This window comes from Phenylobacterium sp. GW823-FHT02A09, assembly GCF_058797775.1.
The window spans coordinates 551566-576471 of record NZ_JBXAJZ010000002.1; the positions used below are offsets into that span (position 1 = coordinate 551566).

General features: G+C 70.7%; 25 protein-coding genes. 12 read left to right on the top strand and 13 right to left on the bottom strand.

Annotation, left to right across the window (positions count from 1 at the left end; genetic code table 11):
* Positions 1-79 precede the first annotated feature (79 nt).
* The gene (locus AC1Q87_RS09890) at positions 80-526 is read right to left on the bottom strand and encodes a DUF6841 family protein (RefSeq protein ID WP_492608778.1); all 447 of its coding nucleotides are present in this window, start codon (positions 524-526) and stop codon (positions 80-82) included.
* On the bottom strand, positions 526-1701 hold the full coding sequence (locus AC1Q87_RS09895; RefSeq protein WP_492608779.1) for a citrate synthase: 1176 nt from the start codon (positions 1699-1701) through the stop codon (positions 526-528). Before AC1Q87_RS09895 ends, AC1Q87_RS09890 begins: the two co-directional genes overlap by 1 nt.
* Before the next feature lie 76 nt (positions 1702-1777).
* Between AC1Q87_RS09895 and AC1Q87_RS09900 the strand changes: the two genes are divergently transcribed.
* Positions 1778-2863: a citrate synthase/methylcitrate synthase gene (locus AC1Q87_RS09900; protein ID WP_492608780.1), complete on the top strand. Its 1086-nt coding sequence runs from the start codon at positions 1778-1780 to the stop codon at positions 2861-2863.
* A 10-nt stretch (positions 2864-2873) separates the two neighbouring features.
* On the opposite strand, the gene AC1Q87_RS09905 is transcribed toward AC1Q87_RS09900, so the two are convergent.
* The 3 genes from AC1Q87_RS09905 to AC1Q87_RS09915 form a co-directional block, all read right to left on the bottom strand.
* Positions 2874-4121, bottom strand: coding sequence for an alkyl sulfatase dimerization domain-containing protein (locus AC1Q87_RS09905; RefSeq protein WP_492608781.1), 1248 nt, complete (start codon positions 4119-4121; stop codon positions 2874-2876).
* A 95-nt stretch (positions 4122-4216) separates the two neighbouring features.
* On the bottom strand, positions 4217-5125 hold the full coding sequence (locus tag AC1Q87_RS09910; RefSeq protein ID WP_492608782.1) for a LysR family transcriptional regulator: 909 nt from the start codon (positions 5123-5125) through the stop codon (positions 4217-4219).
* Between the two features lie 14 nt (positions 5126-5139).
* On the bottom strand, positions 5140-6003 hold the full coding sequence (locus AC1Q87_RS09915; protein WP_492608783.1) for an enoyl-CoA hydratase-related protein: 864 nt from the start codon (positions 6001-6003) through the stop codon (positions 5140-5142).
* Positions 6004-6127: 124 nt separating this feature from the next.
* On the opposite strand from AC1Q87_RS09915, the gene AC1Q87_RS09920 reads away from it, so the two are divergent.
* The 4 genes from AC1Q87_RS09920 to queG all read left to right on the top strand — a co-directional run bounded on the left by AC1Q87_RS09920 (position 6128) and on the right by queG (position 10558).
* A complete protein-coding gene (locus AC1Q87_RS09920) occupies positions 6128-7717 on the top strand; it encodes an ATP-binding protein (protein ID WP_492608784.1) in 1590 nt (529 codons plus the stop codon).
* 69 nt (positions 7718-7786) lie between these two features.
* Complete coding sequence (locus AC1Q87_RS09925) at positions 7787-8749, top strand: cation diffusion facilitator family transporter (protein ID WP_492608785.1); 963 nt, start codon at positions 7787-7789, stop codon at positions 8747-8749.
* A 17-nt stretch (positions 8750-8766) separates the two neighbouring features.
* Positions 8767-9453 carry an FtsZ-binding protein FzlA gene (gene fzlA, locus AC1Q87_RS09930; RefSeq protein WP_436063326.1) on the top strand — a complete coding sequence of 229 codons (687 nt, stop codon included), beginning with the start codon at positions 8767-8769 and terminating at the stop codon, positions 9451-9453.
* Positions 9434-10558 (top strand): tRNA epoxyqueuosine(34) reductase QueG, encoded by a 1125-nt coding sequence (gene queG, locus AC1Q87_RS09935; protein WP_492608786.1) that lies wholly within the window; start codon positions 9434-9436, stop codon positions 10556-10558. The genes fzlA and queG overlap by 20 nt, the downstream gene beginning before the upstream one ends.
* Before the next feature lie 166 nt (positions 10559-10724).
* On the opposite strand, the gene AC1Q87_RS09940 is transcribed toward queG, so the two are convergent.
* The 4 genes from AC1Q87_RS09940 to AC1Q87_RS09955 form a co-directional block, all read right to left on the bottom strand.
* A complete protein-coding gene (locus AC1Q87_RS09940; protein WP_492608787.1) occupies positions 10725-11363 on the bottom strand; it encodes a glutathione S-transferase family protein in 639 nt (212 codons plus the stop codon).
* Entirely contained in the window at positions 11363-12181 is an 819-nt protein-coding gene (locus AC1Q87_RS09945; protein ID WP_492608788.1) for a crotonase/enoyl-CoA hydratase family protein, read from the bottom strand. Before AC1Q87_RS09945 ends, AC1Q87_RS09940 begins: the two co-directional genes overlap by 1 nt.
* A gap of 10 nt (positions 12182-12191) precedes the next feature.
* Positions 12192-13100 carry a glutathione S-transferase family protein gene (locus AC1Q87_RS09950; RefSeq protein WP_492608789.1) on the bottom strand — a complete coding sequence of 303 codons (909 nt, stop codon included), beginning with the start codon at positions 13098-13100 and terminating at the stop codon, positions 12192-12194.
* Between the two features lie 83 nt (positions 13101-13183).
* The gene (locus AC1Q87_RS09955; RefSeq protein WP_492608790.1) at positions 13184-14845 is read right to left on the bottom strand and encodes an MFS transporter; all 1662 of its coding nucleotides are present in this window, start codon (positions 14843-14845) and stop codon (positions 13184-13186) included.
* Between AC1Q87_RS09955 and AC1Q87_RS09960 the strand changes: the two genes are divergently transcribed.
* The gene (locus tag AC1Q87_RS09960) at positions 14817-15968 is read left to right on the top strand and encodes a saccharopine dehydrogenase family protein (protein ID WP_492608791.1); all 1152 of its coding nucleotides are present in this window, start codon (positions 14817-14819) and stop codon (positions 15966-15968) included. The genes AC1Q87_RS09955 and AC1Q87_RS09960 overlap by 29 nt on opposite strands.
* Positions 15965-17053 carry an NADH:flavin oxidoreductase gene (locus tag AC1Q87_RS09965; RefSeq protein ID WP_492608792.1) on the top strand — a complete coding sequence of 363 codons (1089 nt, stop codon included), beginning with the start codon at positions 15965-15967 and terminating at the stop codon, positions 17051-17053. The genes AC1Q87_RS09960 and AC1Q87_RS09965 overlap by 4 nt, the downstream gene beginning before the upstream one ends.
* A gap of 131 nt (positions 17054-17184) precedes the next feature.
* Here the strand turns inward: AC1Q87_RS09965 and AC1Q87_RS09970 are convergent, their stop codons facing one another.
* Together AC1Q87_RS09970 and rfbC are read right to left on the bottom strand one after the other, a co-directional pair.
* Positions 17185-18006, bottom strand: coding sequence for an acyl-CoA thioesterase (locus AC1Q87_RS09970; RefSeq protein WP_492608793.1), 822 nt, complete (start codon positions 18004-18006; stop codon positions 17185-17187).
* Positions 18007-18020: 14 nt separating this feature from the next.
* Positions 18021-18575, bottom strand: coding sequence for a dTDP-4-dehydrorhamnose 3,5-epimerase (rfbC, locus tag AC1Q87_RS09975; protein WP_492608794.1), 555 nt, complete (start codon positions 18573-18575; stop codon positions 18021-18023).
* A gap of 30 nt (positions 18576-18605) precedes the next feature.
* Here rfbC and AC1Q87_RS09980 point away from each other — a divergent pair, with 30 nt between their 5' ends.
* Positions 18606-19670: a glycosyltransferase family 2 protein gene (locus AC1Q87_RS09980; protein WP_492608795.1), complete on the top strand. Its 1065-nt coding sequence runs from the start codon at positions 18606-18608 to the stop codon at positions 19668-19670.
* On the opposite strand, the gene argE is transcribed toward AC1Q87_RS09980, so the two are convergent.
* A complete protein-coding gene (argE, locus tag AC1Q87_RS09985) occupies positions 19630-20811 on the bottom strand; it encodes an acetylornithine deacetylase (protein WP_492608796.1) in 1182 nt (393 codons plus the stop codon). The genes AC1Q87_RS09980 and argE overlap by 41 nt on opposite strands.
* A 91-nt stretch (positions 20812-20902) precedes the next feature.
* On the opposite strand from argE, the gene purU reads away from it, so the two are divergent.
* From purU to AC1Q87_RS10005, 4 genes are all read left to right on the top strand, one after another.
* A complete protein-coding gene (purU, locus tag AC1Q87_RS09990) occupies positions 20903-21745 on the top strand; it encodes a formyltetrahydrofolate deformylase (protein WP_492608797.1) in 843 nt (280 codons plus the stop codon).
* A gap of 110 nt (positions 21746-21855) precedes the next feature.
* Entirely contained in the window at positions 21856-22689 is an 834-nt protein-coding gene (locus AC1Q87_RS09995; RefSeq protein ID WP_492608798.1) for an EamA family transporter, read from the top strand.
* A gap of 62 nt (positions 22690-22751) precedes the next feature.
* Complete coding sequence (locus AC1Q87_RS10000) at positions 22752-23573, top strand: enoyl-CoA hydratase-related protein (RefSeq protein WP_492608799.1); 822 nt, start codon at positions 22752-22754, stop codon at positions 23571-23573.
* 57 nt (positions 23574-23630) lie between these two features.
* Positions 23631-24080 (top strand): DUF2214 family protein, encoded by a 450-nt coding sequence (locus AC1Q87_RS10005; RefSeq protein ID WP_492608800.1) that lies wholly within the window; start codon positions 23631-23633, stop codon positions 24078-24080.
* A gap of 6 nt (positions 24081-24086) precedes the next feature.
* Here AC1Q87_RS10005 and AC1Q87_RS10010 read toward each other — a convergent pair whose 3' ends face one another.
* Positions 24087-24839 carry a TylF/MycF/NovP-related O-methyltransferase gene (locus tag AC1Q87_RS10010; protein WP_492608801.1) on the bottom strand — a complete coding sequence of 251 codons (753 nt, stop codon included), beginning with the start codon at positions 24837-24839 and terminating at the stop codon, positions 24087-24089.
* Positions 24840-24906 lie beyond the last annotated feature (67 nt).

Consider the following 24906-nt stretch of genomic DNA (forward strand, 5'->3'; position numbering starts at 1 on the left):
CCGCTCCTCAGCCTGGAGCGAGGGTCTCAGCCGCAAGCAGCGCTCGCCATCGGTCGTCGCCCTGAAACCGGGGCCGCACCTACCCCACCCCGTGTCGCCTCAGCAGCGCCTCTTCGTCGTCCGACACCCAGCCGAACACCTTGGGCTCGTCGTCCAGGGCCTGGACCAGGTAGTGCACCTCGAAATCGATCACCGCATCGTCGCGCCCGTCCCGCGCATAGGTCGCCGTCCAGGCCACGTGGGCCACGCAGTGCAGCGCATCGATCGGCGAGACGCGCACCGCCCGGACCGTCATCGCCTTGGTCCCGATCGCCCGATAACGCTCGTAGCCCTTGGCCATGGCCGCCACGAACGCGTCGTCGTTCTTGCCGCTCATCACGCCCGCAGGCGTGGCGGCGATGAACTCCGCGGCGTAGAGGCTGGCGGCCTCCGCGCCGTCGAGATCTCCGCCCAAGGCGCGCGTGAAGAAGCGCTGGTACCGTTCGAACAATCGCCTGACGGCGGCTTCCATCACGCTCTCCGGCATCACACCGCCTCCACTCCGACATAGCGGGCCCGTGGGCGGATAACGCCGCCGCCCTGGCCTTGTTCGATCGCGTGGGCGATCCAGCCGGCGCAGCGGGCGACCGCGAACAGGGCGAACGGCGCGTCGGCCGGCAGCCGCAACACCCGCGCCATCGCCACCAGCGCGAAGTCGACATTGGGGGCGAGGCCGGTCATGGCGCTGATCGTCGCCTGCAGCCGAAGCATCTCGGGGTCCGGTTCGAACCGCGCCAGCAGCGCCGCGGCGCGCGGATCGCCGTCGGGATAGAGGTTGTGGCCGAAGCCGGGGATGTGGCGGTCCTCGGCCAGCCGCGCGTTCACCGCGCCGCGCGGTCCGATCTCGGCGGCCTCGCGCGCCAGGCTCTGCACCGCCACCGCCGCGCCGCCATGCCGGGGCCCCGACAGCGCCGACATCCCGGCCAACGCGCAGGCCGCCAGCGAGGCGCCGGTCGAGGCCGCCACCCGTGCGGCGAAGGTCGAGGCGTTGAGCTCGTGGTCGGCCAGCAGCACCAGCGCCCGGCGGATCAGGTCGGCGCCCGGCCCGCCCGGCCCCTGGCCCCAGGCCAGCGCCAGCCGTCCGGCGATCGCCCCGCCGCCCAGCTGGCCCGCCACGGCGTCGGTCAGCACGTCCAGCAGGGTCGCGGCCTCGACCGCCAGGGCCAGCGGATTGCGCCCGCGGGCCGGCGGATCCTGGCCGGCCCGCGCCGCCAGCGCCATGAACGCGCGCGCCCTCATGTCCGCGCCTTCGGGCGGCGGCGGCCGGTCGGTGCGCTTCAACGCCGCGCCGTGGCCGCCGCGCAGCAGCCGCGCCACCGACTCCAGCGTCTCGGTCTGCGCCAGCTCGGCCGCATCGCGCCCGCGATAGAACAGCCGCCCGCCCGAGATCGTGGTGATCGCCGAGGTCAGCACCGGCTCGCCCCACGAGATCGCGCCCGCCGCCACCTCGGCGACCTTGCGGCTGCGGCTCTTGCGGTCGGTCAGGGCGGCGATGTCGGCGACCCGATAGAGGCTGCGGCGCGGATCGTGCGGATCGGGCCGCACCTGCACCCGCCCGCGGCTGACATAGGCGTAGAGCGTCTGCGGCCGCACGCCGAGCCGTGCGCGCGCCTCGTCGGCGGCGATCCATTCGGGCGGTCGGGCGGAAGCGGCGGCGGTCATATGTTGATTATATTGATCAAGATTGACGCTTCCAGCTTGCGGGCAAATATCGCGGCAAGCAAGAGGAGTTCTTTCCATGTCCGATGGTCTTGAAGACGTCGTCGCCGCCAACACCGTGATGTCGGAAGTCGACGGCCAGCGCGGCGTGCTGATCATCCGCGGCCACTCCCTCGACGAACTGGCCGGCGCCACGCGGTTCGAGGATCTGGTCCGCACCCTGTTCGACGGCTTCTTCGACGAGCTGCCGGCCGACCTCGCCCCGGCCCTGGGCGCGGCCCGCGCCGAGGTGTTCTCCGACGTCGCCGCCCTCGACCCCGGCCTGCTCGACCTCACCCCGGTCGAGGCGATGCGCGCCCTGACCGCCCGCCTGCCCGACGGCGACGACCTGGCCGTCGCCCTGCGCCTGATCGCAGCGCCGGCCGTGTTCACCGCCGCCGTGGTCCGCGCGCATCAGGGCCAGGCCCCGGTCGCGCCCCACCCGGCGCTCAGCCACGCCGCCGACGCCCTGCGGATGATCTCCGGCCAGGTGCCGTCCAAGGCCCAGTCCGACGCCCTCGACACCTATCTGGTCACGGTCAGCGACCACGGCCTCAACGCCTCGACCTTCGCCGCCCGGGTCATCGCCTCGACCCGCGCGGGCCTGACCTCGGCCGTGCTTGGCGGGATCAGCGCGCTGAAGGGGCCGCTGCACGGCGGCGCGCCCGGCCCGGTGATCGAGATGCTCGACGAGATCGGCAAGCCCTCGAACGCCCGCGCCTGGATCGAACAGGCCCTGGCCCGCGGCGACCGGCTGATGGGCTTCGGCCACCGCGTCTACCGGGTCCGCGACCCGCGCGCCGATGCGCTGAAGGCGGCCGTGCGCCGGCTCGACGACGGGTCCAACGCCCGTCCCGGCCGCATCGCCTTCGCCGAGGCGGTCGAGGCCGCGGCCCTGGCGATCCTCAAGGAGCACAAGCCGAACCGGCCGCTCGACACCAATGTCGAGTTCTACACGGCCCTGCTGCTCGAAGCGCTCGACTTCCCGCCCAGCGCCTTCACTTGCGTGTTCGCCATGGGCCGGGTCGCCGGCTGGATCGCCCACGCTCGCGAACAGGTGGCCGGCGGCCGCCTGATCCGCCCGCAGTCGGTCTATGTCGGCCCGGCCCCGCTGAAGGCGGCCTAGCCAGGCCGCCCTACTTCAGCGCCGTCCAGCTGCTCGCGCCCTGGTCCAGCAGATTGGCGCTGGTGCGGTAGAGCGAGCGCGAGACGAACGCGGTGGTCGTCTGCGCCAGGCTGCGGCAAAGCTCGGCCTTCAAGGCGCGCGCCTCGCCGACCCGCGCATCGCCCGCCGGGCCGCCGGCGATCAGATCGACAACGTGCAGCGCCAGTTGCGCCTCGCCGGCCGCGGCCAGCTCGCGGGCGCGGGCCAGCACCTGGTCCGGCGAAATCGCCGACCACACCGCCTGCGCCGCAGCCGCCTCGCTGGCCGGGTGCAGACTGGTCGGGTTGCGGTCCCACCAGCCGTTCTCCTCGCGGTACAGGTCGCGGACGATGTATTCCGGCGCGCCATAGGTCGGGCGCATCCACGGCTGGTCGAAGATCGCCGCCGGATAGGTCATGTCGGCCAGGATCTCGCGCTCGTTCATGCCGGCGTTCAGGCGGCGCACCACCTCCTCGCGCAGCCAGCGCAGGGCGTCCGCGGTCTGGATCAGCCAGTCGCGCACCGCCGCGCGGCCTTCGATCAGCGGCCCGAACTCGGTCAGCAGCCGCTCGGCCTCCAGTCCCGCCAGTCGCTCCAGCGTATGGGCCCAGCGCATGGTGTAGCGCTGGGTGCGCAGCGGCGTGCCGATGTTCGGAATGGTCGTGCCCGGCGTCGCCGCTCCGGCCGCCAGCAGCCCGTCGTCGGGCAGCCACAGGGCGATGGCGTCGTCGACCTCGGACGGGGCGTGGATCAGCTCGACCCGCCGCCCGTTGGCGGTCACGGTCATGGTGTGGTCGAAGGTCTCGGTCGGGTCGTGCAGGCCGAACCCTGCCCCGACCTCGTCCAGGGTGCGCTTGGTCGGGAACTGCATCGCCGCCATCCGCGCCTGCAGCTCGAAGGTCTCGCGATAGCGGGCGTAGCGGGCCGGCAGCAGCCGATGGGCGATGCGCCGCACCGCCGGCTCGCCGCGCGCCTGGTTGTGCGCGTCCCAGACGTCGATGGAGGCGTTGTAGCCGTTGTGCCCGTGCGAATAGACGATGGCGTGCACGGGGGCCTCCGTGCGCTCTCGCAGGTCCTCGATCATCCCGGGCGCATGGGCGTGGCCGCTGGCGTCCAGGACGATGATCCCGTCACCCGTCGTCACCGCCAGCGAGTTGCCCTGGCCGGGCAGCACGAACAGCCCCTCGCCGATCGTCTCGCCGGCCAGCTCCCCGGCCAGCACGCCCTTCGCCTTCGCCATCGCGACGTCCTCCCTGACGTTTCCGGAGGCCGATCCTAGGGGCGCGGGCCGACCTCCCGCCACGCCGTGAACTGTTGCGGCCCCATCGACGCGGTCTATGGGGCGAGCGCCGACTCCAGCTTCGCCCCCGCCGCCTTGGCGGCCTGCGCCATCGCCTTCATCTCCGGCGCCCGCCAGCGCTCGCGGGCCACCAGCATCCAGCACTCGTAGAGCCCGTCCCAGGCCAGCGGCGCGACGCCCAGCACCCCGCGCGCGACATCGCCCTGAAACACGAAGGCCGGGGCGACGGTGACGAACTCGCCGGTCAGGACCCTGTCGCGGATCAGGTCGTAGGAGTCGGTGCGGAACCCCGCCACGTGCTCGGCCTGCGCGCCGCTCACCGGGCCGATCCAGTCGATAAAGCCGGCGCTGGGCGGACAGGCGGCCAACCGATGTTCCAGCAGCGCCTGCGGCGTCAGCGGCCCCTGGCCCAGCAGCGGATGGCCCGGCCGCGCCAGCGCCACGTGCGGGGTCTGCAGCACCCGCACCCGGATCAGGTCCTCGAACGGCGCCGCCGCCTCCTGGTGCACGAACACCGCGTCATAGGCGCCCTCGGCCAGGTCGCGGACCAGCCGCTGGGCGTTGTCCTGCGCCGTGCGGATCGACAGCTCCGGATAGGCCTTGGCCATCGCCTCGACGATCGGTGCAAGCAGCCCGTGCCGCGGCGCCGGGCCGACCCCGATCCGCAGGCGGCCGCGCTCGCCATGCACCAGCTTGTCGAAGTCGCGGGTCAGGGCCTCGATCTCCGCCAGCACCGCCTCGCCGCGGGCGACCAGGAACCGGCCATAGGGCGTCGGCTGGGCCGCGCCGCCGTCGCGGGCGAACAGCTCCACCCCCAGCTTGGCCTCGAGCCGGGCGACGTTCTTGCTCAGCGTCGACTGCGCCATCCCCAGCCGCCGCGCCGCACCGCTGAACCCGCCATGCCGGCTGATCGCCACGATCTGTTCGAGGTGCTTGAGGTCCATGCCACAAGGCTAGGCTAGTCGCCCCACCACGGATAGCCGCGCGGCATGTCGGCCGAGACCTTGCCCGGGAAGTTCGGCGCCCGCTTCTCCAGGAACGCGGCCACGCCCTCCTTGACGTCGCCGCCGGCCCCCAGCGTCATCGCCATCCGCCCGTCGATCTTCAGCACGTCGGCCGGCGAGGGCGCCTGCGACAACCGCCACAGCATCTGCCGGGTCAGGGCCACCGACACCGGCGCGGTGTTGTCGGCGATCGAGCGGGCGACCTCGCGCGCCCGCGGCAGCAGCGCCTCGGCGGCGACCACCTCGCTGACCAGCCCCCCGGCCAGCGCCTCGCTGGCCGGGAACAGCGCCCCGTCCAGGCACCAACGCAGCGCCTGCGGCAGCCCGACCAGCCGCGGCAGGAACCAGGCGCTGCCCGCCTCGGGCACCAACCCGCGCCGCGCGAACACGAAGCCGAACCGCGCGCCCTCGGCGGCGATGCGGATGTCCATCGGCAGGGTCAGGGTCAGCCCGACCCCGACCGCCGCGCCGTTGAACGCGGCGATCGAGGGCTTGCGGCACTCGTAGATCGCCTCGACGAAGCCGCCGCCGCTGCCTTGCCGCGGCCCCTTGCTGACGTCGCCGAACGAGGCCGATCCGGCCGCCGAGGTGGTGTCGAACGCCTCGGCTCCGGCCGAGATGTCGGCCCCGGCGCAGAACGCCCGCCCGGCGCCGGTGACCAGCACCACCCGCACCGCGTCGTCGGCGTCGGCGGTACGGAACGCGTCGGCGAGTTCCTCGCCCATGATCGCGGTGTAGGCGTTGAGCTTGTCGGGTCGGTTAAGGACGACTTCGAGAACACCGTCCTGCAGGCTGCTGGTGATGTGCTGATAGGCCATGGTTTCCTCCCAGAGGCGCAGAGGAGGCTAGGCGGTTGACGCCACGGCGGGGAACGGCAATCGAGGCTTAACCAATCGGCCTAATCCTCTAGCCCTTAGTTCAGTGATTTCGAGGATTTGCGCCATGCCCCAGGAGCCCTTCGCCGCCCCTGCTCCTGGCGCTGAGCCGTTCGGCGAGTTGGCCGACGTCGGCGCGTTCTTCGACGTCTCCCTCGACCTGCTGGTGATCCGCGACCTGCAGGGGCGCGTGGTCAAGGCCAGCGCCTCCTGGCGCAACCTGCTCGGCCACGATCCGGACGCGATGGTCGGCTGGCGGCTGCTCGATCTCGTCCACCCCGACGACATGCCCGGCACGCTCGTCAGCGTGCAGGAGGTCGAGAACCGCAGGCCCGACGACCCGGTGATCGGCTTCACCAACCGCTACCGGCACAAGGATGGCCGCTACCTGACCCTGGAGTGGCGCGCCCAGCGCCGCGGCGACCATATCTATGGCGTCGCCCGCGACGTCACCGCCCGCGTCGCCGCCGAACGCGCCCTGATCGAGGCCAAGGCCGCCGCCGAGGCCGCCAGCCGCGCCAAGTCCGACTTCCTGGCCAATATGAGCCACGAGATCCGCACCCCGCTGAACGGCGTCATCGGCATCGTCGACGCCCTGTCGCGCACGCCGCTGGCCATCGACCAGTCCGAGATGGTCACGTTGATCCGCAACTCCGGGACCATGCTGGAGCGGCTGGTGTCCGACATCCTTGACGTCTCGAAGATCGAGGCCGGCGAACTGGAGCTGGACGTCCAGCCCTTCGACCTCGACGAGGCGCTCGGCCCCTGCATCGAGGTCATGCGCTATCGGGCCCAAGACAAGGGCCTGGCCTTCCAGGTCGAAGGCGACGCCCAGGCCCGCGGCCGCTTCGTCGGCGACGGCGCCCGGCTGGGCCAGATCGTCGCCAACCTGCTCTCCAACGCCGTCAAGTTCACCCACGCCGGCGCGATCACGCTGCGCATGGGCATGACCGACGCGACCGACGCCGCCCGCCTGGTGCTGACCGTCGAAGACACCGGCGTCGGCTTTGGCCCCGACCACGCCGCGCGCCTGTTCGCCCGCTTCAGCCAGGCCGACGCCACCATCAGCCGGCGCTTCGGCGGCACGGGCCTGGGCCTGTCGATCTGCCGGTCGCTCGCCGAGATGATGGGCGGCGAGATCTCGGCCTCGTCTCAGCCCGGGGTCGGCAGCCGCTTCGTCGTCTCGCTGCCCCTGGCGCGCGCCGAGCCCCTGGCCGCCTATGACGCCCGCGAGGACGCCGCGCCCGCCGCGCCGACGCCCCGCGCCGGGCCGCTGCGGGTGCTGCTGGCCGAGGACCACCCGACCAACCAGCGCGTCGTCGAACTCATCCTCGCCAGCCAGGACGTCGAACTGGTCATCGTCGACGACGGGGCCCAGGCGCTGGAGGCCTTCGCCGCCGCGGACTTCGACGTGGTGCTGATGGACATGCAGATGCCGCACATGGACGGTCTGGCCGCCACCCGCGCCATCCGCGCCCTGGAGGCCAAGCGCGGCGCCGCGCCCTCGCCGATCGTGATGCTCAGCGCCAACGCCATGGCCGAGCACCAGCAAGAGGCCCGCGCCGCCGGCGCCGATCTGCACGTCGCCAAGCCGATCACCGCCGCCAGCCTGCTGGCCGGCATCGAGACCGCGCTGGCCGGCGCCGCGGCCGCCTAGACAGAAGCCGGAACCCGCCGCGAGTCGTTCGCGCTATGGGGGTGGCGACGGGAGGGCTAGAACCAGACCATGGCCACCGCCGCTCGCCCCCGCCTCTCCGCCGCTGACGCCGGCGTCCTGACCCGCCGGATCACGCTCGCCTCGACCGGCGTGGCGCTGCTGCTGGTGACCCTCAAGGGGGTCGTCTGGGCGATGAGCGGGTCGGTCGCGCTGCTGGCCTCGGCCGCCGACTCCGCGCTCGACCTGCTGGCTTCGCTGGTGACGTTCTTCGCCGTGCGCTACGCCGCCAGTCCCCCGGACGCCGAGCACCGCTTCGGCCACGGCAAGGCCGAGGCCTTCGCCAGCCTGATGCAGGGCGGCCTGGTCTTCGCCTCCGCCGCCCTGATCGGCCGCGAGGCGATCATGGGCCTGATCGATCCGCAGCCCGTCCGCCAGGAAGGCTTGGCCGTGACCGTGATGGTCATCTCGACCGTGCTGACTTTCGCCCTGATCAGCGCCCAGGGCTATGTCCTGCGCCGTACCGCCTCGGTGGCGGTGGCCGGCGACCGCGCGCACTACGCCACCGACCTCGCCTCCAACATCGCCGCCCTGGTCGGCATCGCCGCGGCCGCCTGGCTGGGCTGGCGCGGCATGGACGCCGTGGCCGCCCTGGCGGTCACCGGCCTGCTGCTCTGGGGCGCGATCAGCCTGTTTCGTGAGGCCGCCAACCAGCTGATGGACCGCGAACTCCCCCAGGACGAGCGCGACCGCATCAAGACTCTGGTCACCGCCGACCCGGCGTTGACCGACGTGCACCAGCTGCGGACCCGCGCCTCGGGTCCGTACGTTCACATGCAGATGCACGTCGATCTCGATCCCGCCCTGTCGCTCGAACAGGCCCACGCCGCCGTGGTCGCGGCCGAAAAACGCATCCTCGCCGAGTTCCCCAGCGCCGACATCATCATCCACCCGGACCCCCGCGGCGCGGCCGAGCCGCATGGCGGCGCGTTCGCCGAGAGCGCCCTCGGTAAACGTGGCCTTAACGAGGCTTAGCGATACTCGGTCGCCTGATGAGTCTCGACCTCACCCTCCTGCACTTCCCGTTGGATCCCGCCTCCCGCCAGGTGCGCCTGGCGCTGGGCGAAAAGCGGCTGCCCTTCGCCGAGGAGGCGGTGCGCTACTGGGAGCGGCCCGCCGCCCTGGTGAAGCTGAACCCGTCCGGGCTGACCCCGGTGCTGGTCGTTGCGGGCGGACGCGAGCCGCTGGTGCTGTGCGAGAGCCGGGCGATTCTCGACTATCTGGAAGAGACCCATCCCGAGCCGCCGCTGCTCGGCCGCGATCCGGCCGAACGCGCCGAGGCCCGCCGCCTGCTGCAGTGGTTCGACCGCAAGTTCGACTACGAGGTCGGCGGCTTCCTGCTGCACGAAAAGATGGAAAAGCGCCTGCTCGGCCTCGGCGCCCCCGATCTCGGCGCGATGCGGGCCGGACGCGAGGCGCTTCGCGCCCACCTGGTCTATGTCGAGACCCTGCTGAGCGGCCGCGACTGGCTGGCCGGACGCCGCCTCTCGATGGCCGATTTCGCCGCCGCCGCCCACCTGTCGGTGATCGACTATTTCGGCGACGTGCCGTGGCGCGACTTCCCGGCGGTCAAGACGTGGTACATGAAGCTGAAATCGAGGCCGTGCTTCCGGCCGCTGCTGGCCGACCGCTGGCCCGGCCTCGCGCCGGCGCAGCATTATGACGACCTCGACTTCTGATCCCAGAACCGCAGACCTGATCCGCCAGCGCGCCGTCGAGCTCGGCTTCGACGTCTGCCGCATCGCCGACGCCCGCGCCGAATGGGCCGCGTCGGCGCGCCTGCGCGAATTCGTCGAGCATGGCCGCCACGGCGAGATGGGCTGGATCGAGGACACGCAGGGCCGCCGCCAGCATCCCACCGCCATGTGGGAGGCCGCCCGCTCGGCGATCATGCTCGGCGTCAACTACGGCCCCGATCACGATCCGCTGGAGACGCTGGCCCGCAAGGACCGCGGCGCGATCTCGGTCTACGCCCAGGGCGACGACTATCACGAGCTGATCAAGGGCCGCCTCAAGCAGCTCGCCGGCTGGCTGGTCTCCCGCTTCGGCGGCGAGTTGAAGGTCTTCGTCGACACCGCGCCCCTGATGGAAAAGCCGCTGGCCGAGCGCGCCGGCCTCGGCTGGCAGGGCAAGCACACCAATCTGGTCAGCCGCGAGTTCGGCTCCTGGCTGTTCCTCGGCTCGATCCTCACCGAGCTCGACCTGCCCGCCGACGGCCCCAGCGGCGGGTCCTGCGGCCAGTGCCGCGCCTGCCTCGACGTCTGCCCGACGAACGCCTTCCCCGCGCCCTACCAGCTCGATGCGCGTCGCTGCATCTCCTACCTGACCATCGAGCTGAAGGGGCCGATCCCGACCGAGTTCCGCCCCCTGCTCGGCAACCGCATCTACGGCTGCGACGACTGCCTGGCGGTCTGCCCCTGGAACAAGTTCGCCGCCCAGTCCCGCGAGCAGCGGCTGCATGCGCGCGAGGCCCTGCGCGAGCCGGCCCTCGCCGATCTCGCCGCCCTCGACGACGCCGCCTTCCGCGCCCTGTTCTCGAAAAGCCCAGTCAAGCGCATCGGCCGCGACCGCTTCCTGCGCAACGTGCTCTACGCCATCGGCAATTCCGCCGACGTCAGCCTGGCCCCTCGCGCCCGGGCTCTGCTCGCCGACCCAGCCCCCGTCGTCCGCGCCGCCGCGGTCTGGGCTCTCTCGCGCCTGCTGGAGCCCGCCGCCTTCGCGAGCCTGCGCGCCGCCGTGCCCGAGACCGACCCAGAGGTGCTCGCCGAGTGGGCGGCGGCCTAGCCGAAAAATTGCTCCCCCTCTGGGGGAGCTGTCAGCGGAGCTGACTGAGGGGGACTTTGACTCATGGCCGCTTGAGAGCAGTCCCCCTCCGTCTCGGCGCGACGCGCCGATCCACCTCCCCCAAGAGGGGAGGATCTTGATCGGCGCCTTCCTGCGATCTCGCCGGCTAAACCTGCCACTCCGGCGTCCCATCGGCAGCCTGCGCCGCCTTCGCCCGCTGGAACCCCTCTCGCTCCTGCAGCCGAGCCCAATAGGCCGCGACCGTCGGGCTGAACCGCTCGGAGAGCCCGATCGTACTCGCCAGCAGCAAAGCATAGCCGACCGAGATGTCGGCGGCGGTGAACCGTCCAGCGACCAGATAGTCCCGCGTTTCCAACGCCCTATCGACCGCCCGCAGCCGCGCCATGAACCACTTCGCGTAGTCCTCGGCGACCTGCGGATTGCGCCGTTCCTTTGGCTCCAGCCGCGTGTAGCGAAGCACCAGGGTCTGCGGGAAGGTCAGCGTCGCCTCGCCCAGGTATAGCCAGTTCAGCCAGGCGCCGTAGTCGCCATCGTCATTCGGCACGTTCAGCGGCCCGCCGTGCCGAACGGCCAGGTACTGCAAAATGGCCGAGGACTCGGTCATCTTCGTCTCGCCGTCGACGAAGAATGGGATGGTCCCCAGCGGGTTGATCTCCAGGTATTCGGGAGACCGCACCCGCGGCGGAAACGGCAGCAATTTCAAATCGTAAGGAACGCCCAGCTCCTCCAGCGCCCAGAGGGCGCGGAACGAGCGGGCGTCGGCGCAATGATAGAGCGTCGGCATCAGTCGGCGTAGGTCGCGGCGCGCTTCTGCATGTTCGACATCACCGCCTCGACCTGGTTGGGCGAGCCGATCAGCGCCGCCTGCTCGACGCTCTCGGCCTTGAGGATCGCGTGCTGGTCGGCGTCGGCGACCATGTCCAGCAGCCGCTTGGCGGCGCGGATCGCGGTCGGGCTCTTGCCGGCGATCTCGGCGGCCAGCGCCAGGGCCTCGGCCCGCGGATCGGCGCAGACGCGGGTGGCGATCCCGATGCGCGCGGCCTCCTCGCCGTCGAAGATCCGGCCCGTATAGGTCAGCTCGCGGGCGACGTCGTCGCGCACCAGGCCGCGCAGCAGCACCATGCCGGCCATGTCCGGCACCAGGCCCCACTTGATCTCCATCACCGACATCCGGGTGTCGGCGGTCACGAAGCGCAGGTCCGCGCCGAGCGCCAGCTGGAAGCCGCCGCCGAACGCCACGCCATGCACGGCGGCGATCACCGGAACCACCTGCTCGCTCCAGACCATCACCGCGTGCTGGGCGCGGTTCGAGCCGCCGGCCGTGCGGTTGTCGGTGAGCAGCGACTCCCCGGTCGAGGACTGGCCGCCCTTGCGCTCGCCCGAGGCCATCTTGCCGAAATTGCCCATGTCGAGCCCGGCGCAGAACGCCCGGCCCTCGCCTGACAGCACGATGGCGCGCACGCCCTTTTCGGTCTTCAGCCGCTCGCCGGTCTCGATCAGGGCCGAGAACATGGCGTCGTCCAGGGCGTTCATCTTGTCGGTCCGGACCAGGCGGACATCGGCCACGCCCTCGCTGATCTCGACTGTAATGCGCTCTTCCATGGGATTCTCCTTAGGCCTTGCCGACGACGTAGCCGGCGCGTGGGAAATGAACCTGGGTCCGGCCCAGGTCAGGGGTCTGGCGGGAAAGGACGATCTGGCGCGGCGTCAGCGCCACCAGGGTCCCGGCGATGGGGTCGCGGCCATAGTCATCGGCCGCCACGGTGACGTCGGCGCCAGGCGTCAGGCCCAGCGGGTCGTGCGGGTCGTGGGCGGGGACCGGGCCGGGCTCGGCCTCGCGGGCCGCGGCCAGGGCGTCGGCGCCGCTGATCTCGCGGCGGATCCCATGCCCGATCGCCGCCACCCGCTTGCGCCAGGCCTGGGTGCGCGTCAGGCCGGCGAGCAGCTCGTCGGCCATGGCCGGCAGGTTCCGCGCAAGGAACCAGATGTTCATGTAGGCGGCGATGTCGGCGAGGCCCGGCGCATCGCCGGCCAGCCAGTCGCCGTCCGCCAGCCCCTCCTCGATCCAGGCCGCCTGCGCCCGCCACTGCGGGACCATCAGCGGCGCGGCCGCCTGCATCGCCGCGACGTTGAACGGGCGTCCGCTCAGCTGCTCGCGGTCGGCGATGAATTCCGGCGTCGTCGCCTCGCCCAGCGCCCCGAAGATGATCGGCACGGTGATCCCGAAGAACGGACGGTCAGCCCAGAAGTTGACCGCCCAGTCGGCCCCGGACGCCGCCCGTGGGCCGGGCGCGCGGGCTTCCAGCTCGGCCAGGATCACCTGGGTGTCGCAATAGACGTCAGCGCCGATCTGCAGCACGGGGATGCGCCGGTAACCGCCGGTGAGCGGGATCAAGTCCGGCTTCGGCATGATCACCGGCGCCTGCACCGAGTCCCAGGCCAGGCCCTTGAGGCCCAGCATCAGCCGCACCTTCTCCGAGAACGGCGAGGTGTCGTAGTGATGGAGGATCAACCCGCTCATCGGCGTTCCCAAGCCCGGCCTCTTGCCGGGCCGCGGGGCTTACGCTGTCACGGATTTGGCCCGCCGCCCACCGTGACCCCGCGTCACGGGCGATCGTTCGTCACCGCCGGCGCCACGTCGGGCGCGAAGCTCTCCAGGATCGGCGCCTCGGCGTAGAGCGCGTCGCGCCGTTCCAGCTCCTCGCGGATCGCCGCGTGCTTGTCGGCGTCGAGCTTCCAGCCCAGCACGCAGGCCCCGCCCAGCATCACGAACACGATCGGCCCGACGATGAAGGCCAGCTCCAGCCCGCGGATCGCGCTCTCCGTGTTCACCGCGCCGTCCGCGGCGTTGAAGCCGATCTGCGCCAGCAGCGGGAAGGTCAGCACGATGGCGAAGGCCGAGGCGATCTTGTTGGCCAGGGCGTTCAGCGCATAGATCAGGCTCAGCCGCTCCTGGCCCTGCTCCAGCCGCACCTCGTCGGCGACGTCGGCCAGCATCGCCCGGATCATCAGGTCGAAGCCGGCGGCCATGAAGCCCTGCCAGAACATCATCGGAATGCCGAAGGTCATGCTGCCCTTGGGCAGGAACATCACCGTGCACAGGCCCAGCGAATAGGCCGTGGTCGTCACCATCAGGGTGCGGTGCTTGGAGAACCGCATGGCCAACCGCGCGGTCAGCGGCGCGCCCAGGATGCCGGCCACCACATAGACCAGCAGCAGGGCCGAGGCCTGCTCGGTCGAGAACCCGCGCGAGTCGGTGAAGAAGAACATGTAGAGCGCGCTCATCCAGCCGGGGCCGAGCGTCAGCGCCATCTGCGCCAGGAACAGCCGCAGCAGGTCCGGCTTGGTGATCAGCGACAGGTAGTCCTTGAACGCGAAGTGTTCGGGCGCGGTCCTGGCGATGTGCTCGGGCGTGCGCAGGCAGACCAGCGCCACCACCACCGGGATCATCGCGAAGATGAACCAGCCCATGGCCTTGACGCCCTCGGCCTCGGACAACCCGACGTGCGCCGCGCCGATCGGGATGACCAGCACCGCCATCGCCCCGATCACCCCGGCCGCCGCCAGGATGCCGAAGATGCGCGAGCGCTGGTGGTACTCGGTGGCCAGGGTCGCGGCCCAGGCCGAGTGGCCGAGGCCCAGGATCGAGTTGCCGAGATAGAAGACCAGCAGCCAGAAGATCAGATGGGGCAGGCCGATCCCGCTCGGGGCCTCGAACAGCGCATAGACCGCCGCCATCAGGATCGGCCCGCCGATCAGCACCCAGACCCGATAGCGGCCCCACCGCGTGCGGGTGCGGTCCATGACCAGGCCGAGCACCGGGTCGACGCCCAGGTCCAGCATCCGCACCACGAAAAAGGCGACCCCGATCAGGGTGAGGTCGACCCCCAGGTGGCTGGCGAAGAACGGCGGGATGTAGACCGACACCGCCACCGCCAGCGCGCCGAGCGGAAAGGCGAGGGTGGAGAACGAGAGCGCCATCGGCGTCGACAGCGGCCGAGGTCCGGGCGCGTGCTTGGTCACTTGGAGGCTCTCCCTTCGCGCCGGTCGCCGCCGGCGTCGGTAGCCCTCCATTGTTCGGCCCGCCCGGGACGCCGGGCAAGTGGGGAGCGCCGCGCCAGACAAAAGCGCGTCGGACGCCGTTCGACACGCGCTAATTTTCAAACACTCGTTTGCGCCTCGCCGATTTTCCGGCAAGGTCCGCCGCTCCTGGGGACGGAAAGCGGAGACAGACGCCATGAACAGCGGCGCGGAATTCGACATCATCGTCTATGGCGCGACCGGCTTCACCGGACGCCTCGTGGCCGAGCATCTGGCCAAGCAGTACGGCGTCGGCGGCGACGTGAAGTGGGCGATGGCCGGGCGCAGCCTGGAAAAGCTGCAGCAGGTTCGCGACGAGATCGGCGCGCCCAAGGACACTCCGCTGGTGGTCGCCGACGCCTCCGACCCGGCGTCGGTCAAGGCGATGGTCGGCCGCGCCAAGGCGATCCTGACCACCGTCGGCCCCTACCAGCTCTACGGCTCGGACCTCGTCGCCGCCTGCGTGGCGGCCGGGACCGACTATCTCGACCTCTGCGGCGAGCCGAACTGGATGGCCGCGATGATCAAGGAACACCACGAAGCCGCCCAGAAGAGCGGCGCGCGCATCCTGTTCTCCTGCGGCTTCGACTCCATCCCCTTCGAACTCGGCGTCTACTTCGCGCAACAGACCGCGAAGCAGAAGCTGGGCGGCGTGGTCCCGCGCGTGAAGGGCCGGATGCGGCAGCTCAAGGGCGGTCTCTCGGGCGGCACCGCCGCCAGCGGCCGCGCCACCATGGCCGCGATCCAGAAGGACCCCAGCCTGTTCGCGCTGATGGTCGATCCGTTCGCCCTGACCCCCGGTTTCAAGGGCCCCGAGCAGCCGGCCGGCCAAGCCGTCGAGCGCGACGAGGACCTGAACGCCGACGTCGGCCCGTTCATGATGGCCGCCATCAACACCAAGAACGTGCACCGCTCGAACTTCCTGCAGGGCCACGCCTACGGCGCCGACTTCGTCTATGACGAGATGGCCGTGGTCGACCCCAAGGCCCCGGCCTCCTTCGCGCTGGACGAGGGCTCCGGCCCGCAGCCTGGCGAAGGCCCCAGCAAGGAAGAGCGCGAGACCGGCTTCTATGACGCCGCCTTCATCGGCGTCGCCGCCGACGGCCGCAAGGTCGTGGTCTCGGTGAAGGGCGACAAGGACCCGGGCTACGGCTCGACCTCGAAAATGATCGCCGAGACCGCCATCTGTCTGGTCAAGGAAGCCGCCGACGTTCCCGGCGGCCTCTGGGTCCCGGGCGCGGCCCTGGGCGACAAGCTGATCGCACGCCTGCAGAAGAACGCCGGCCTGACCTTCGAGGTGGAAGCATGACCGATCTGTTCGCCCCCCTGACCTTCAAGCACGGCCGCGGCATGAAGAACCGCTTCATGCTGGCGCCGCTAACCAACACCCAGAGCCATCCCGACGGCACGCTGTCCGACGACGAGTTCGCTTGGCTGACCTACCGCGCCGAGGGCGGCTTTGGCCTGACCATGACCTGCGCGGCCCATGTCCAGGCCATCGGCCAGGGCTTCCCGGGCCAGCTCGGCGTGTTCGGCGACCAGCACCTGCCGGGGCTCACCCGCCTGGCTGCCGCGATCAAGGCCCAGGGCAGCGTCGCCGCTCTTCAGCTGCACCACGCCGGCAACCGCTCGCCCAAGGAGCTGATCGGCGAGGCGCCGGTCTGTCCGTCGGACGATCCGGAAACCGGCGCCCGGGCCATGACCCTGGCCGAGGTCGAGCAGCTGCGCGAGGACTTCATCGCCGCCGCCGTCCGCTCTGAAAAGGCCGGCTTCGACGGGGTCGAGATCCACGGCGCCCACGGCTACGTGCTCTGCCAGTTCCTGTCGCCGGCCCTCAACCGCCGCGAAGACCGTTACGGCGGCTCCCCCGAGAACCGCGCCCGGCTGATCCTCGAGATCATCGACGGCATCCGCGCGCGCTGCGGCAAGGACTTCACCCTCGGCATCCGCCTGTCGCCCGAGCGTTTCGGCCTGGAGCTGGCCGAGATCGTCGCCCTGGCCCGCCAGATCCTGGCGGACGGCAAGATCGACTATCTCGACATGTCGCTGTGGGACGTGGCCAAGGAGCCGGTCGAGGAGGCGTTCCAGGGCCGCACCCTGATGTCCTACTTCACCGAACTCGACCGCGGCCAGGTGCGCCTGGGCGTCGCCGGCAAGATCATGACCGGCGCGACCGCCCGCCAGTGCCTGGAGAACGGCGCCGACTACGTCCTGATCGGCCGCGCCGCCATCCTGCACCACGACTTCCCGCTTAGGGTCGCCGCCGACCCGGACTTCACCTCGATCGCCCTGCCGGTCACCCGCCAGCACCTGCGCGACGAGCGCCTCGGCCCGGCCTTCGTCGAGTACATGAACGGCTGGAAGGGCTTCGTGGCGCAGGAAGAGACGGTTTAGCGCCCGCTAGTTGCTCCCCCTCTGGGGGAGCTGTCAGCGAAGCTGACTGAGGGGGACTTTGACTTCTGGAGCAGTCCCCCTCCGTCGTCCCCTCACGGGACTCCACCTCCCCAAGAGGGGAGGAATGATATCTACCGATACCGGATCAGCGCTTCCTGCGCGGCCGAGGCCACCAGCTTGCCGTCCTGGTTGAAGATCGAGCCGCGATTGAAGCCGCGCCCGCCCGAGGCCGAGGGGCTGTCCTGCACATAGAGGTGCCACTGGGTGAAGTCGCTCGGGTGGTGGAACCACAGCGCGTGGTCGAGGCTGGCGACCTGCAGCCGCCCCTCGCTCCACGGAATGCCGTGCGGACGCAGCGAGGTGTCCAGCAGCGTCATGTCCGTCGCATAGGCCAGGGCGCACTGGTGGATCATCGGGTCGGCGCCCAGCGGATCGCGGGCCCGGAACCAGATCGCCTGTTCGGGATCCATCACCGGCGCGGTGCCGTAGGGCGGCGGGTCGATCGGACGAACCTCGACCGGCCAGGTCCGGCGCTGCTCGGTTTCGCCGCCGGCCTTGCGCAGCGCGTCCTCGTCGAGCAGGCCGTCGGGGCCCGGCAGCGACGGCATCTCGATCTGGTGCTCGAGGCCGCTCTCCGGGACCTGGAACGAGGCCGACAGGTTGAAGATCTGCTGGCCGTGCTGCAGGGCCGTGACCCGCCGCATCGTGAAGGTGCCGCCGTCGCGCACCCGCTCAACCTTCAGCAGGATCGGGATCTTCGGATCGCCGCCGCGAATGAAATAGGCATGCATCGAGTGGCAGACTCGGCCGTCGACGGTGCGATAGGCCGCGGCCAGCGCCTGGGCCACCACCTGGCCGCCATAGATGCGACGCGTCTCGCCGTCGGCGTTGTGGCCGCGGAACATGTCCAGGTCGATGGCCTCGATGTCGAGGATGCGGACCAGCTCACTCATATCCGTCACTCAGTTCAGAACGCCGCGGGCGGCATGTCCTTCAGGGTCGGCGCCACGCGGTCCTTGTCGGACAGGATCACCTCGCCCTGCCACGGCCACGCGATGCCCACGTCGGCGTCGTTCCACAGCAGCGCGCCTTCGCACTGCGGCGCGTAGTCGCCGTCGACCTTGTAGGCCAGCTCGCAGCCGTCGGTCAGGGTCTGATAGCCGTGCGCGAAGCCGCGCGGCACCAGCAGCTGCTCGCCGCCCTCGGCGGTCAGTTTCGCGCCCACCCACTGGCCGAAGGTCGGCGAGCCGGGGCGGATGTCGACGGCCACGTCGAAGATCTCGCCGCGCAGCACCCGCACCAGCTTGGCCTGGGGATGCGGCGCGTTCTGGAAGTGCAGGCCGCGGACCGTGCCGGCCTTGGCGTTGAAGGCCTGGTTGTCCTGCACGAAGTCGTGGTCGGCGCCCGCCGCCGCCAGCGACCGGCGGCTCCAGGTCTCGGCGAACCAGCCGCGCGCATCGCCATGGCGCTTGGGCGTGATAAGCAGGACCTCAGGAATGGATAGCGGCGTGATCGACGTCATGACTGCCTGCAAGTTTGGAACCGCCCCCGCATGAACGACCCCGCGCAGGAACACAAGTCGCCAGCGCCGCAAAGCCCCGCCGAATCCCCCGTCCAGATCACCGTCTGCGTCATCGCCTACAACTCCGGCCCGACCCTGCGCGCCTGCCTCCAGCACCTGGCCGACCAGACCTATCGCGACTTCGAGACCCTGGTGATCGACAACGCCTCGCCCGACCCAGGCGACGGCGCGATCGCGCGCGAGTTCCCGTCCGTGCGGCTGATCGAGAACAGCGAGAACCTCGGCTTCGCCGGCGCCGGCAACCAGGCCGCGCGGCTGGGCCGCGGCCGCTGGTTCGTGCTGCTCAACCCGGACGCCTACGCCGAGCCCGACTGGCTGCAGCAACTGGTCGACGCCGCCGAGCGTCATCCGCACGTGCGCTCCTTCACCTCGCGCCAGGTGATGGCCGAGGACCCGACCCATCTCGACGGCCTGGGCGACGTGATGAGCGGCTACGGCATTCCCTATCGCGGCGGCTACCTGGCCCCCGACCCGGGCGACACCCCGGAGGGCGAGGTGTTCTCGCCGTGCGGCGCGGCGATGATGATCGACCGCCAGCTGTTCCTCGACCTCGGCGGCTTCGACGAATTCTTCTTCTGCTATTCCGAGGACGTCGATCTCGGCTACCGGCTGCAGCTGGCCGGCGAGCCGACCGTGCTGGTCCCGGCCGCCACCATCCATCATGTCGGCTCGGCCTCCAGCGGCGGGCGCAAGTCCGAGTTCGCGGTGTTCCACGGCACCCGCAACCGCTTCTACGTGGTCTACAAGGACACGCCCTGGCCGCTGCTGCCGGTCGTGGTGCCGCTGCACCTGGCTGCGGTCGCCTACATCTCCAGCCGGCGCGAGAACCATCCGCACGCGCACATCGTCTGGCGGGCGTTCAAGGAGTCGATCAAGGGCCTGCCGACCGTCCTGAAGAGCCGCCGTCAGGTCCAGAAGCGGCGCCGCGCCTCGACCGCCCAGATCGCCCGGGCCATGACCTGGAACCCGCACGACCTGTTCGAGCGGCGCGCGGTCATTCGCCCGCTGCGGCCCAGTCGATCAACCGCGCCATGAACGCCCCGCCGCGCTCCATCTGAACGCGGTCGACATACTCATCGGCCTGGTGGGCCTGGTCGATCGAGCCGGGGCCGCAGATGACGGTCGAGAACCCGGCCTCCTGGAACTGTCCGGCTTCGGCCGCATAGGGCACCACCCGGGCCGGGCCGTTGTCGCCGGCCAGCCGCCGGGCGAACAGTTCGGCGACGCCGTCCTCTTCCGGCGACAGCGGCGGCGTGCCCGAGCGTTGGACGATCGTCGCCCCGGCCTGCGGGAACAGCGCCTTCAGCCGCGCGTCCAGCGCCGCCACCTCGGCCCGGAACGGCGCCAGCAGCGCCAGCGGGTCCTGGCCGGGCGGACAGCGCAGGTCGAACTGGAACGAACACTCGCGCGCCAGGATGTTCCCCGCCGTGCCGCCGTTCAGCAGGCCGACGGTCAGGGTCGCGTGCTTGGGCGTGAACGGCGAGGCCGGGTCGGCCTCCGCCTCCAGCCGCGCGGCCAGCGCTTTCAGCGAGGCCAGCAGCGCGATCGCCTCCATGATCGCCGAGACGCCCAGCTGGGTCTGGCTGGAATGCGCCTCCTTGCCGGTCACCGTCACGGTGAAGGTCGAGATGCCCTTATGGCCGCGCACCGCCTCCATCATCGTCGGCTCGCCGACCACGACCAGCGCCGGACGCGGCAGCTCGCGGGCGATCACCGCGATCATGTCCGGCGCGCCCAGGCAGCCGATCTCCTCGTCGTAGGAGAACGCCAGGTGCACCGGCTTCTTCGGGTCCGCCGCGGCCACGCCGGGAACGGCCGCCAGCGCCAGGGCCAGGAAGCCCTTCATGTCGCAGGTGCCGCGTCCGTAGATCCGCCCGTCGTCCTTGGGCGTCAGCACGAACGGGTCGCTGGTCCAGGCCTGGCCGTCCACCGGCACCACGTCGGTATGGCCCGACAGCACCACCCCGCCCTCGACGGCCGGGCCGACGCTGGCGATCAGGTTCGACTTGCTGCCGTCGTGGTTCGGAACCCGCCGGTGCGCGACGCCGTGGCTGTCCAGATAGGCCTCGACCCACTCGATGAGGGCGAGGTTCGACAGGCGCGAGGTGGTGTCGAAGGCCACGAGCGTCTCGAGGATGTCCAGCGCGCGGGCGGTCAGGGCTTCTGAGGTCGGCATGCCTACAGCGTAAGCGCCCCGCCCAGCCGCTCCAAGCTGCGATGCCTCCAGCCTTGACGTATTGATCATGATCGCGGCCTAGACAGGCGCCATGATCCTGACCCTCTCCTGCCCCGACCAGCCGGGCATCGTCGCGCGCGTTTCGGCCTTCCTGTTCGAGCGCGGCGCCAACATCCTCGACGCCCAGCAGTACGACGACCAGGAGACCGGCAAGTTCTTCATGCGCGTGGTCTTCGACGCCAAGGGCGCCGACGTCGAGGCGATGCGCGGCGAGTTCGAGGTCCTGGCCAACGACTTCTCCATGCGCTGGTCGCTGCGCGACCCGAAGATCAAGCGCAAGGTGATGATCCTCGCCAGCCAGCAGGACCACTGCCTGGCCGACCTGCTCTACCGCTGGCGCCGCGGCGAGCTGCCGATGGAGATCGCCGCCGTGGTCTCCAACCACCCGATCGAGACCTACGCCAACCTCGACCTCTCGGACGTGCCGTTCCACCACCTGCCGGTGAAGCGCTCGACCAAGCTGGAACAGGAAGCGGCGATCTGGAAGCTGATCCAGGAGACCGAGACCGAGCTCGTCGTCCTCGCCCGCTACATGCAGGTGCTGTCCGACGGCCTGGCCGCCAAGCTCGAAGAGCGCTGCATCAACATCCACCATTCGTTCCTGCCGGGCTTCAAGGGCGCGCGCCCCTATCACCAGGCCCACGAGCGCGGCGTGAAGGTGATCGGGGCCACCGCCCACTACGTCACCGCAGATCTCGACGAAGGCCCGATCATCGAGCAGGACGTCGAGCGCATCAGCCACCGCGACACCCCCGCCGCCCTGATCCGCAAGGGCCGCGACATCGAGCGCCGCGTCCTCGCCCGCGCCGTCCGCTGGCGGCTGGAAGACCGGGTGCTGCTCAACGGCGCCAAGACCGTAGTGTTCACGGACTAAGCCCCGCTCATCCCGGCGAAAGCCGGGACCCAAGCTAAGCTGCCGCTCGCACAACGTCCGCATGGGCCCCGGCTTTCGCCGGGGTGAGCGGATTGGGTAAGGTCGCCCCCATGCCCCTCAGCGTCTTCGGCATCGTCATCTTCGCGGCCCTGCTGCACGCCAGCTGGAACGCCATCGTCAAGCTGGCGCCGGACAAGCTGCTGACCACCATCCTGGTCGCCGCCTCGGCTGCAGTGATCTCCGCCCTGGCCCTGCCGTTCCTGGCCCAGCCGGCGCGCGAGAGCTGGCCGTTCCTCGCCGCCTCGACCGTGCTGCAGGTCGGCTATTACCTGCTGGTCGCCCGCGCCTATCGCGGCGCCGACATGAGCCAGGCCTATCCGCTGATGCGCGGGACCGCGCCGCTGATCGTCGCCCTGGTCAGCCGCTTCTGGCTGGGCGAGCACCTGTCCCTGGCCGCGACCGGCGGGATCGCCCTGATCTGCGGCGGCGTGCTCAGTCTGGCGCTGGGCGCCCGCGGGACCAGCGGCAAGGGGGTCCGCGCCGCCCTGCTCAACGCCGTGGTCATCGCCAGCTACACCCTGGTCGACGGCGCGGGCGTGCGCGCCTCGGGCGCCCCGGCCGCCTACACCCTCTGGCTCAACCTGCTCTCGGGCGCGCCGCTACTGGTCTGGGTCCTGGCCGCGCGCTGGCGGACCTTCATTCCCTACGCCCGCGCCCACCTGCCGCTCGGCCTGGCGGGCGGGCTCGGCACGCTGACCTCCTACGGCCTGGCGCTCTGGGCCATGACCCATGCGCCGGTCGCAGTGATCGCCGCCCTGCGCGAAACCTCGATCCTGTTCGCCACCGCCATCGCGGTCTTCATCCTGCGTGAGCGCCCGACCGCCGGCCGCATCCTCGCCGCCGTGCTGATCGCCGCCGGCGCCGTGGTCCTGCGCCTGGCCTGAGCCCGCTTTGACTGTCGCGGCGTCAAGCGCCGACCCTGCTCCGAAACCCGGAGGAGGACCCCATGACCGCGATCCTGCTGATCGACGATCCGGCGCCGCACGTGCGCCGCATCACCCTCAACCGCCCCGCCAAGCGCAATGCCCTTTCGAACGCCCTTCGCGCAGAGATCTTCGCCGCGCTGGAGGCCGGCGACACCGACCCCGACGTGCGGGTGATGATCATCCGCGGGGCCGGGACCTGCTTTTCGTCAGGCTACGACCTGGCCGGAGTCGGCGAGCTCCCCTGGCATACGGCCGGGAACCAGGGCCAGTGGGCGCGCCACGTCGTCGACGGCTGCTTCCGGGTCTGGGACCTGGCCAAGCCGGTGATCGCCCAGGTCCACGGCTGGTGCCTGGCCGGCGGCTCCGAGCTCGCCGTCGCCTGCGACCTGGTCTACGTCGCCGACGACGCCCAGATCGGCTACCCGGCGGTGCGCACCATGAGCCCGCCCGACAACCACTATCACGTCTGGCTGATGGGCATGCGCGCGGCCATGGAGCAGATGCTGACCGGCGATTCCATCGACGGGAACGAGGCCGTCCGTCTCGGCTTCGCCAACCGCGCCTATCCGCTCGCCGACCTCGAAGCGGCCGTGCTGGCCATGGCCGAGCGCATCACCAAGGTCGATCCGGAACTGGCCCAGCTCAACAAGCGGCTGGTCCATCGCCAGATGGAGGTGATGGGCATGCGCCAGGGCATCCGCGCCGGCACGGACCTGCACGCGCTGGGCTGGAGCACCAAGGCCTCGCGCGAGTACATGGCCAAGCTGCGCGAGGGCGTCACCGCCGCGCTCAGCGACCGCGACGGCAAGTTCGACGACTACCGCACGAACCCGAAGACGTAGTATTTACATTGTAAGCGAAAAGCTCCACAGTCGCAGCGCAACCGATCGGAGCGCGCCGTGACCGACCTCCTTCTCGCCATCGCCCACCATCTGCTGGTCTTCAGCCTCGCCGCCATCCTGGCGATCGAACTCGCCACCGTCCGTCCCGGCCTGACGGGCGCCGGACTGCGGCGGCTGGGGATCGTCGACCTGCACTACGGCCTGATCGCGACCCTGATCCTCATCGTCGGCTTCGCGCGGGTCTATATGGGCGTGAAGGGCCCGGAGGCCTATCTCGGCAACTGGGCGTTCTGGGCCAAGATCGGGGCCTTCGTCGTCGTCGGCCTGCTCTCGGCGCCGCCGACAATCCGCATCCTGCAATGGCGCAAGCGCGCCCGCGCCGAGCCCGACTTCGCCCTCGGCGCGGCCGAGATCAAGGCCGTCCGACCCTACCTCGTCGCCGAACTCGCCGTCTTCGCGCTGATCCCGATCTTCGCGGCGATGATGGCCCGCGGCGTGGGGTTCTAGGCGCCCTCAGCCGTGCTTGACGACCAGCCCCTGGCCGGTCGGCATTTCCAGCACGTACTGCCCCCGCTGCCTGAACCAGGCCAGCTCGGCCGAGAACTGCCTGTGGTAGGCGAGCCACCCGTAGTCGTCGAGCACGACGATCCCGCCGGGCACAACGCGGTCCCAGAGCAGTTCGAGCGCGCCGATCTCGGCGTCGACATTGTTCATGTCGATGTGCATCAGCGCGATCTTCTCGGGCGAGGCGATCGCCAGGCTCTCGGGCACGCGCCCCTGGGTGATGATCACGTTCGGCTCGGGAAACCGCGCCCGCACCTCGTCGTACAGCGTCTTCGAGTGCGCCGGCATCGAGTGATGCGGCATGGTCTCGTCGTGGTCGAACAGGTCGTAGAGGAAGTAGCGCCGGTTCGAGATGTCGACGAGGTCGGCGACGATCCGCGCGGTGTTGCCGCGGTAGCAGGCGCATTCCACGAAATCGCCGTCCAGCGGCGCGGCCTGCCGCGCCGCCCAGACGAGGGTGTTGTAGCGCCAGACCCCGGCGCGCTCGGCCCCTGGCCGGGTGTGATCGTTGACCGCCTTCGAGAACGCCGGCTCTCGGATGAAGCCCAGGGTCTTGTCCCAGGTCATCATGTTGTCGGCGGCGAAGATGCCGGTCTTGACCCTGATCTGATCGATCAGGGCCTGCCGCGCCTCGAGCGCGCGGTCCGCATCCACCGCCCCATAGAAGGTGTCGTTCACATAGGAGGGGCCGGGAAGCTTCATCGGATCACACGTTCTGAGTTGAGTTCACCATGGCTCCACTAGCACGCGAGCGACGATTCCGCCGCCC

Excerpts from the sequence above, each read along its gene's own strand:
- purU (WP_492608797.1), top strand. The coding sequence starts at position 20,903 with ATGATCCTGACCCTCTCCTGCCCCGACCAGCCGGGCATCGTCGCGCGC.
- AC1Q87_RS09960 (WP_492608791.1), top strand. The coding sequence starts at position 14,817 with ATGAACAGCGGCGCGGAATTCGACATCATCGTCTATGGCGCGACCGGC.
- AC1Q87_RS09900 (WP_492608780.1), top strand. The coding sequence starts at position 1,778 with ATGTCCGATGGTCTTGAAGACGTCGTCGCCGCCAACACCGTGATGTCG.
- AC1Q87_RS09995 (WP_492608798.1), top strand. The coding sequence starts at position 21,856 with ATGCCCCTCAGCGTCTTCGGCATCGTCATCTTCGCGGCCCTGCTGCAC.
- AC1Q87_RS09945 (WP_492608788.1), bottom strand. The coding sequence starts at position 12,181 with ATGGAAGAGCGCATTACAGTCGAGATCAGCGAGGGCGTGGCCGATGTC.
- AC1Q87_RS09920 (WP_492608784.1), top strand. The coding sequence starts at position 6,128 with ATGCCCCAGGAGCCCTTCGCCGCCCCTGCTCCTGGCGCTGAGCCGTTC.
- AC1Q87_RS09965 (WP_492608792.1), top strand. The coding sequence starts at position 15,965 with ATGACCGATCTGTTCGCCCCCCTGACCTTCAAGCACGGCCGCGGCATG.
- AC1Q87_RS09905 (WP_492608781.1), bottom strand. The coding sequence starts at position 4,121 with ATGGCGAAGGCGAAGGGCGTGCTGGCCGGGGAGCTGGCCGGCGAGACG.
- AC1Q87_RS09980 (WP_492608795.1), top strand. The coding sequence starts at position 18,606 with ATGAACGACCCCGCGCAGGAACACAAGTCGCCAGCGCCGCAAAGCCCC.
- fzlA (WP_436063326.1), top strand. The coding sequence starts at position 8,767 with ATGAGTCTCGACCTCACCCTCCTGCACTTCCCGTTGGATCCCGCCTCC.
- AC1Q87_RS09925 (WP_492608785.1), top strand. The coding sequence starts at position 7,787 with ATGGCCACCGCCGCTCGCCCCCGCCTCTCCGCCGCTGACGCCGGCGTC.
- AC1Q87_RS09890 (WP_492608778.1), bottom strand. The coding sequence starts at position 526 with ATGCCGGAGAGCGTGATGGAAGCCGCCGTCAGGCGATTGTTCGAACGG.
- AC1Q87_RS09950 (WP_492608789.1), bottom strand. The coding sequence starts at position 13,100 with ATGAGCGGGTTGATCCTCCATCACTACGACACCTCGCCGTTCTCGGAG.
- rfbC (WP_492608794.1), bottom strand. The coding sequence starts at position 18,575 with ATGACGTCGATCACGCCGCTATCCATTCCTGAGGTCCTGCTTATCACG.
- AC1Q87_RS10010 (WP_492608801.1), bottom strand. The coding sequence starts at position 24,839 with ATGAAGCTTCCCGGCCCCTCCTATGTGAACGACACCTTCTATGGGGCG.
- queG (WP_492608786.1), top strand. The coding sequence starts at position 9,434 with ATGACGACCTCGACTTCTGATCCCAGAACCGCAGACCTGATCCGCCAG.
- argE (WP_492608796.1), bottom strand. The coding sequence starts at position 20,811 with ATGCCGACCTCAGAAGCCCTGACCGCCCGCGCGCTGGACATCCTCGAG.
- AC1Q87_RS09895 (WP_492608779.1), bottom strand. The coding sequence starts at position 1,701 with ATGACCGCCGCCGCTTCCGCCCGACCGCCCGAATGGATCGCCGCCGAC.
- AC1Q87_RS09940 (WP_492608787.1), bottom strand. The coding sequence starts at position 11,363 with ATGCCGACGCTCTATCATTGCGCCGACGCCCGCTCGTTCCGCGCCCTC.
- AC1Q87_RS09910 (WP_492608782.1), bottom strand. The coding sequence starts at position 5,125 with ATGGACCTCAAGCACCTCGAACAGATCGTGGCGATCAGCCGGCATGGC.
- AC1Q87_RS09915 (WP_492608783.1), bottom strand. The coding sequence starts at position 6,003 with ATGGCCTATCAGCACATCACCAGCAGCCTGCAGGACGGTGTTCTCGAA.
- AC1Q87_RS09955 (WP_492608790.1), bottom strand. The coding sequence starts at position 14,845 with ATGATGTCGAATTCCGCGCCGCTGTTCATGGCGTCTGTCTCCGCTTTC.
- AC1Q87_RS09970 (WP_492608793.1), bottom strand. The coding sequence starts at position 18,006 with ATGAGTGAGCTGGTCCGCATCCTCGACATCGAGGCCATCGACCTGGAC.
- AC1Q87_RS10000 (WP_492608799.1), top strand. The coding sequence starts at position 22,752 with ATGACCGCGATCCTGCTGATCGACGATCCGGCGCCGCACGTGCGCCGC.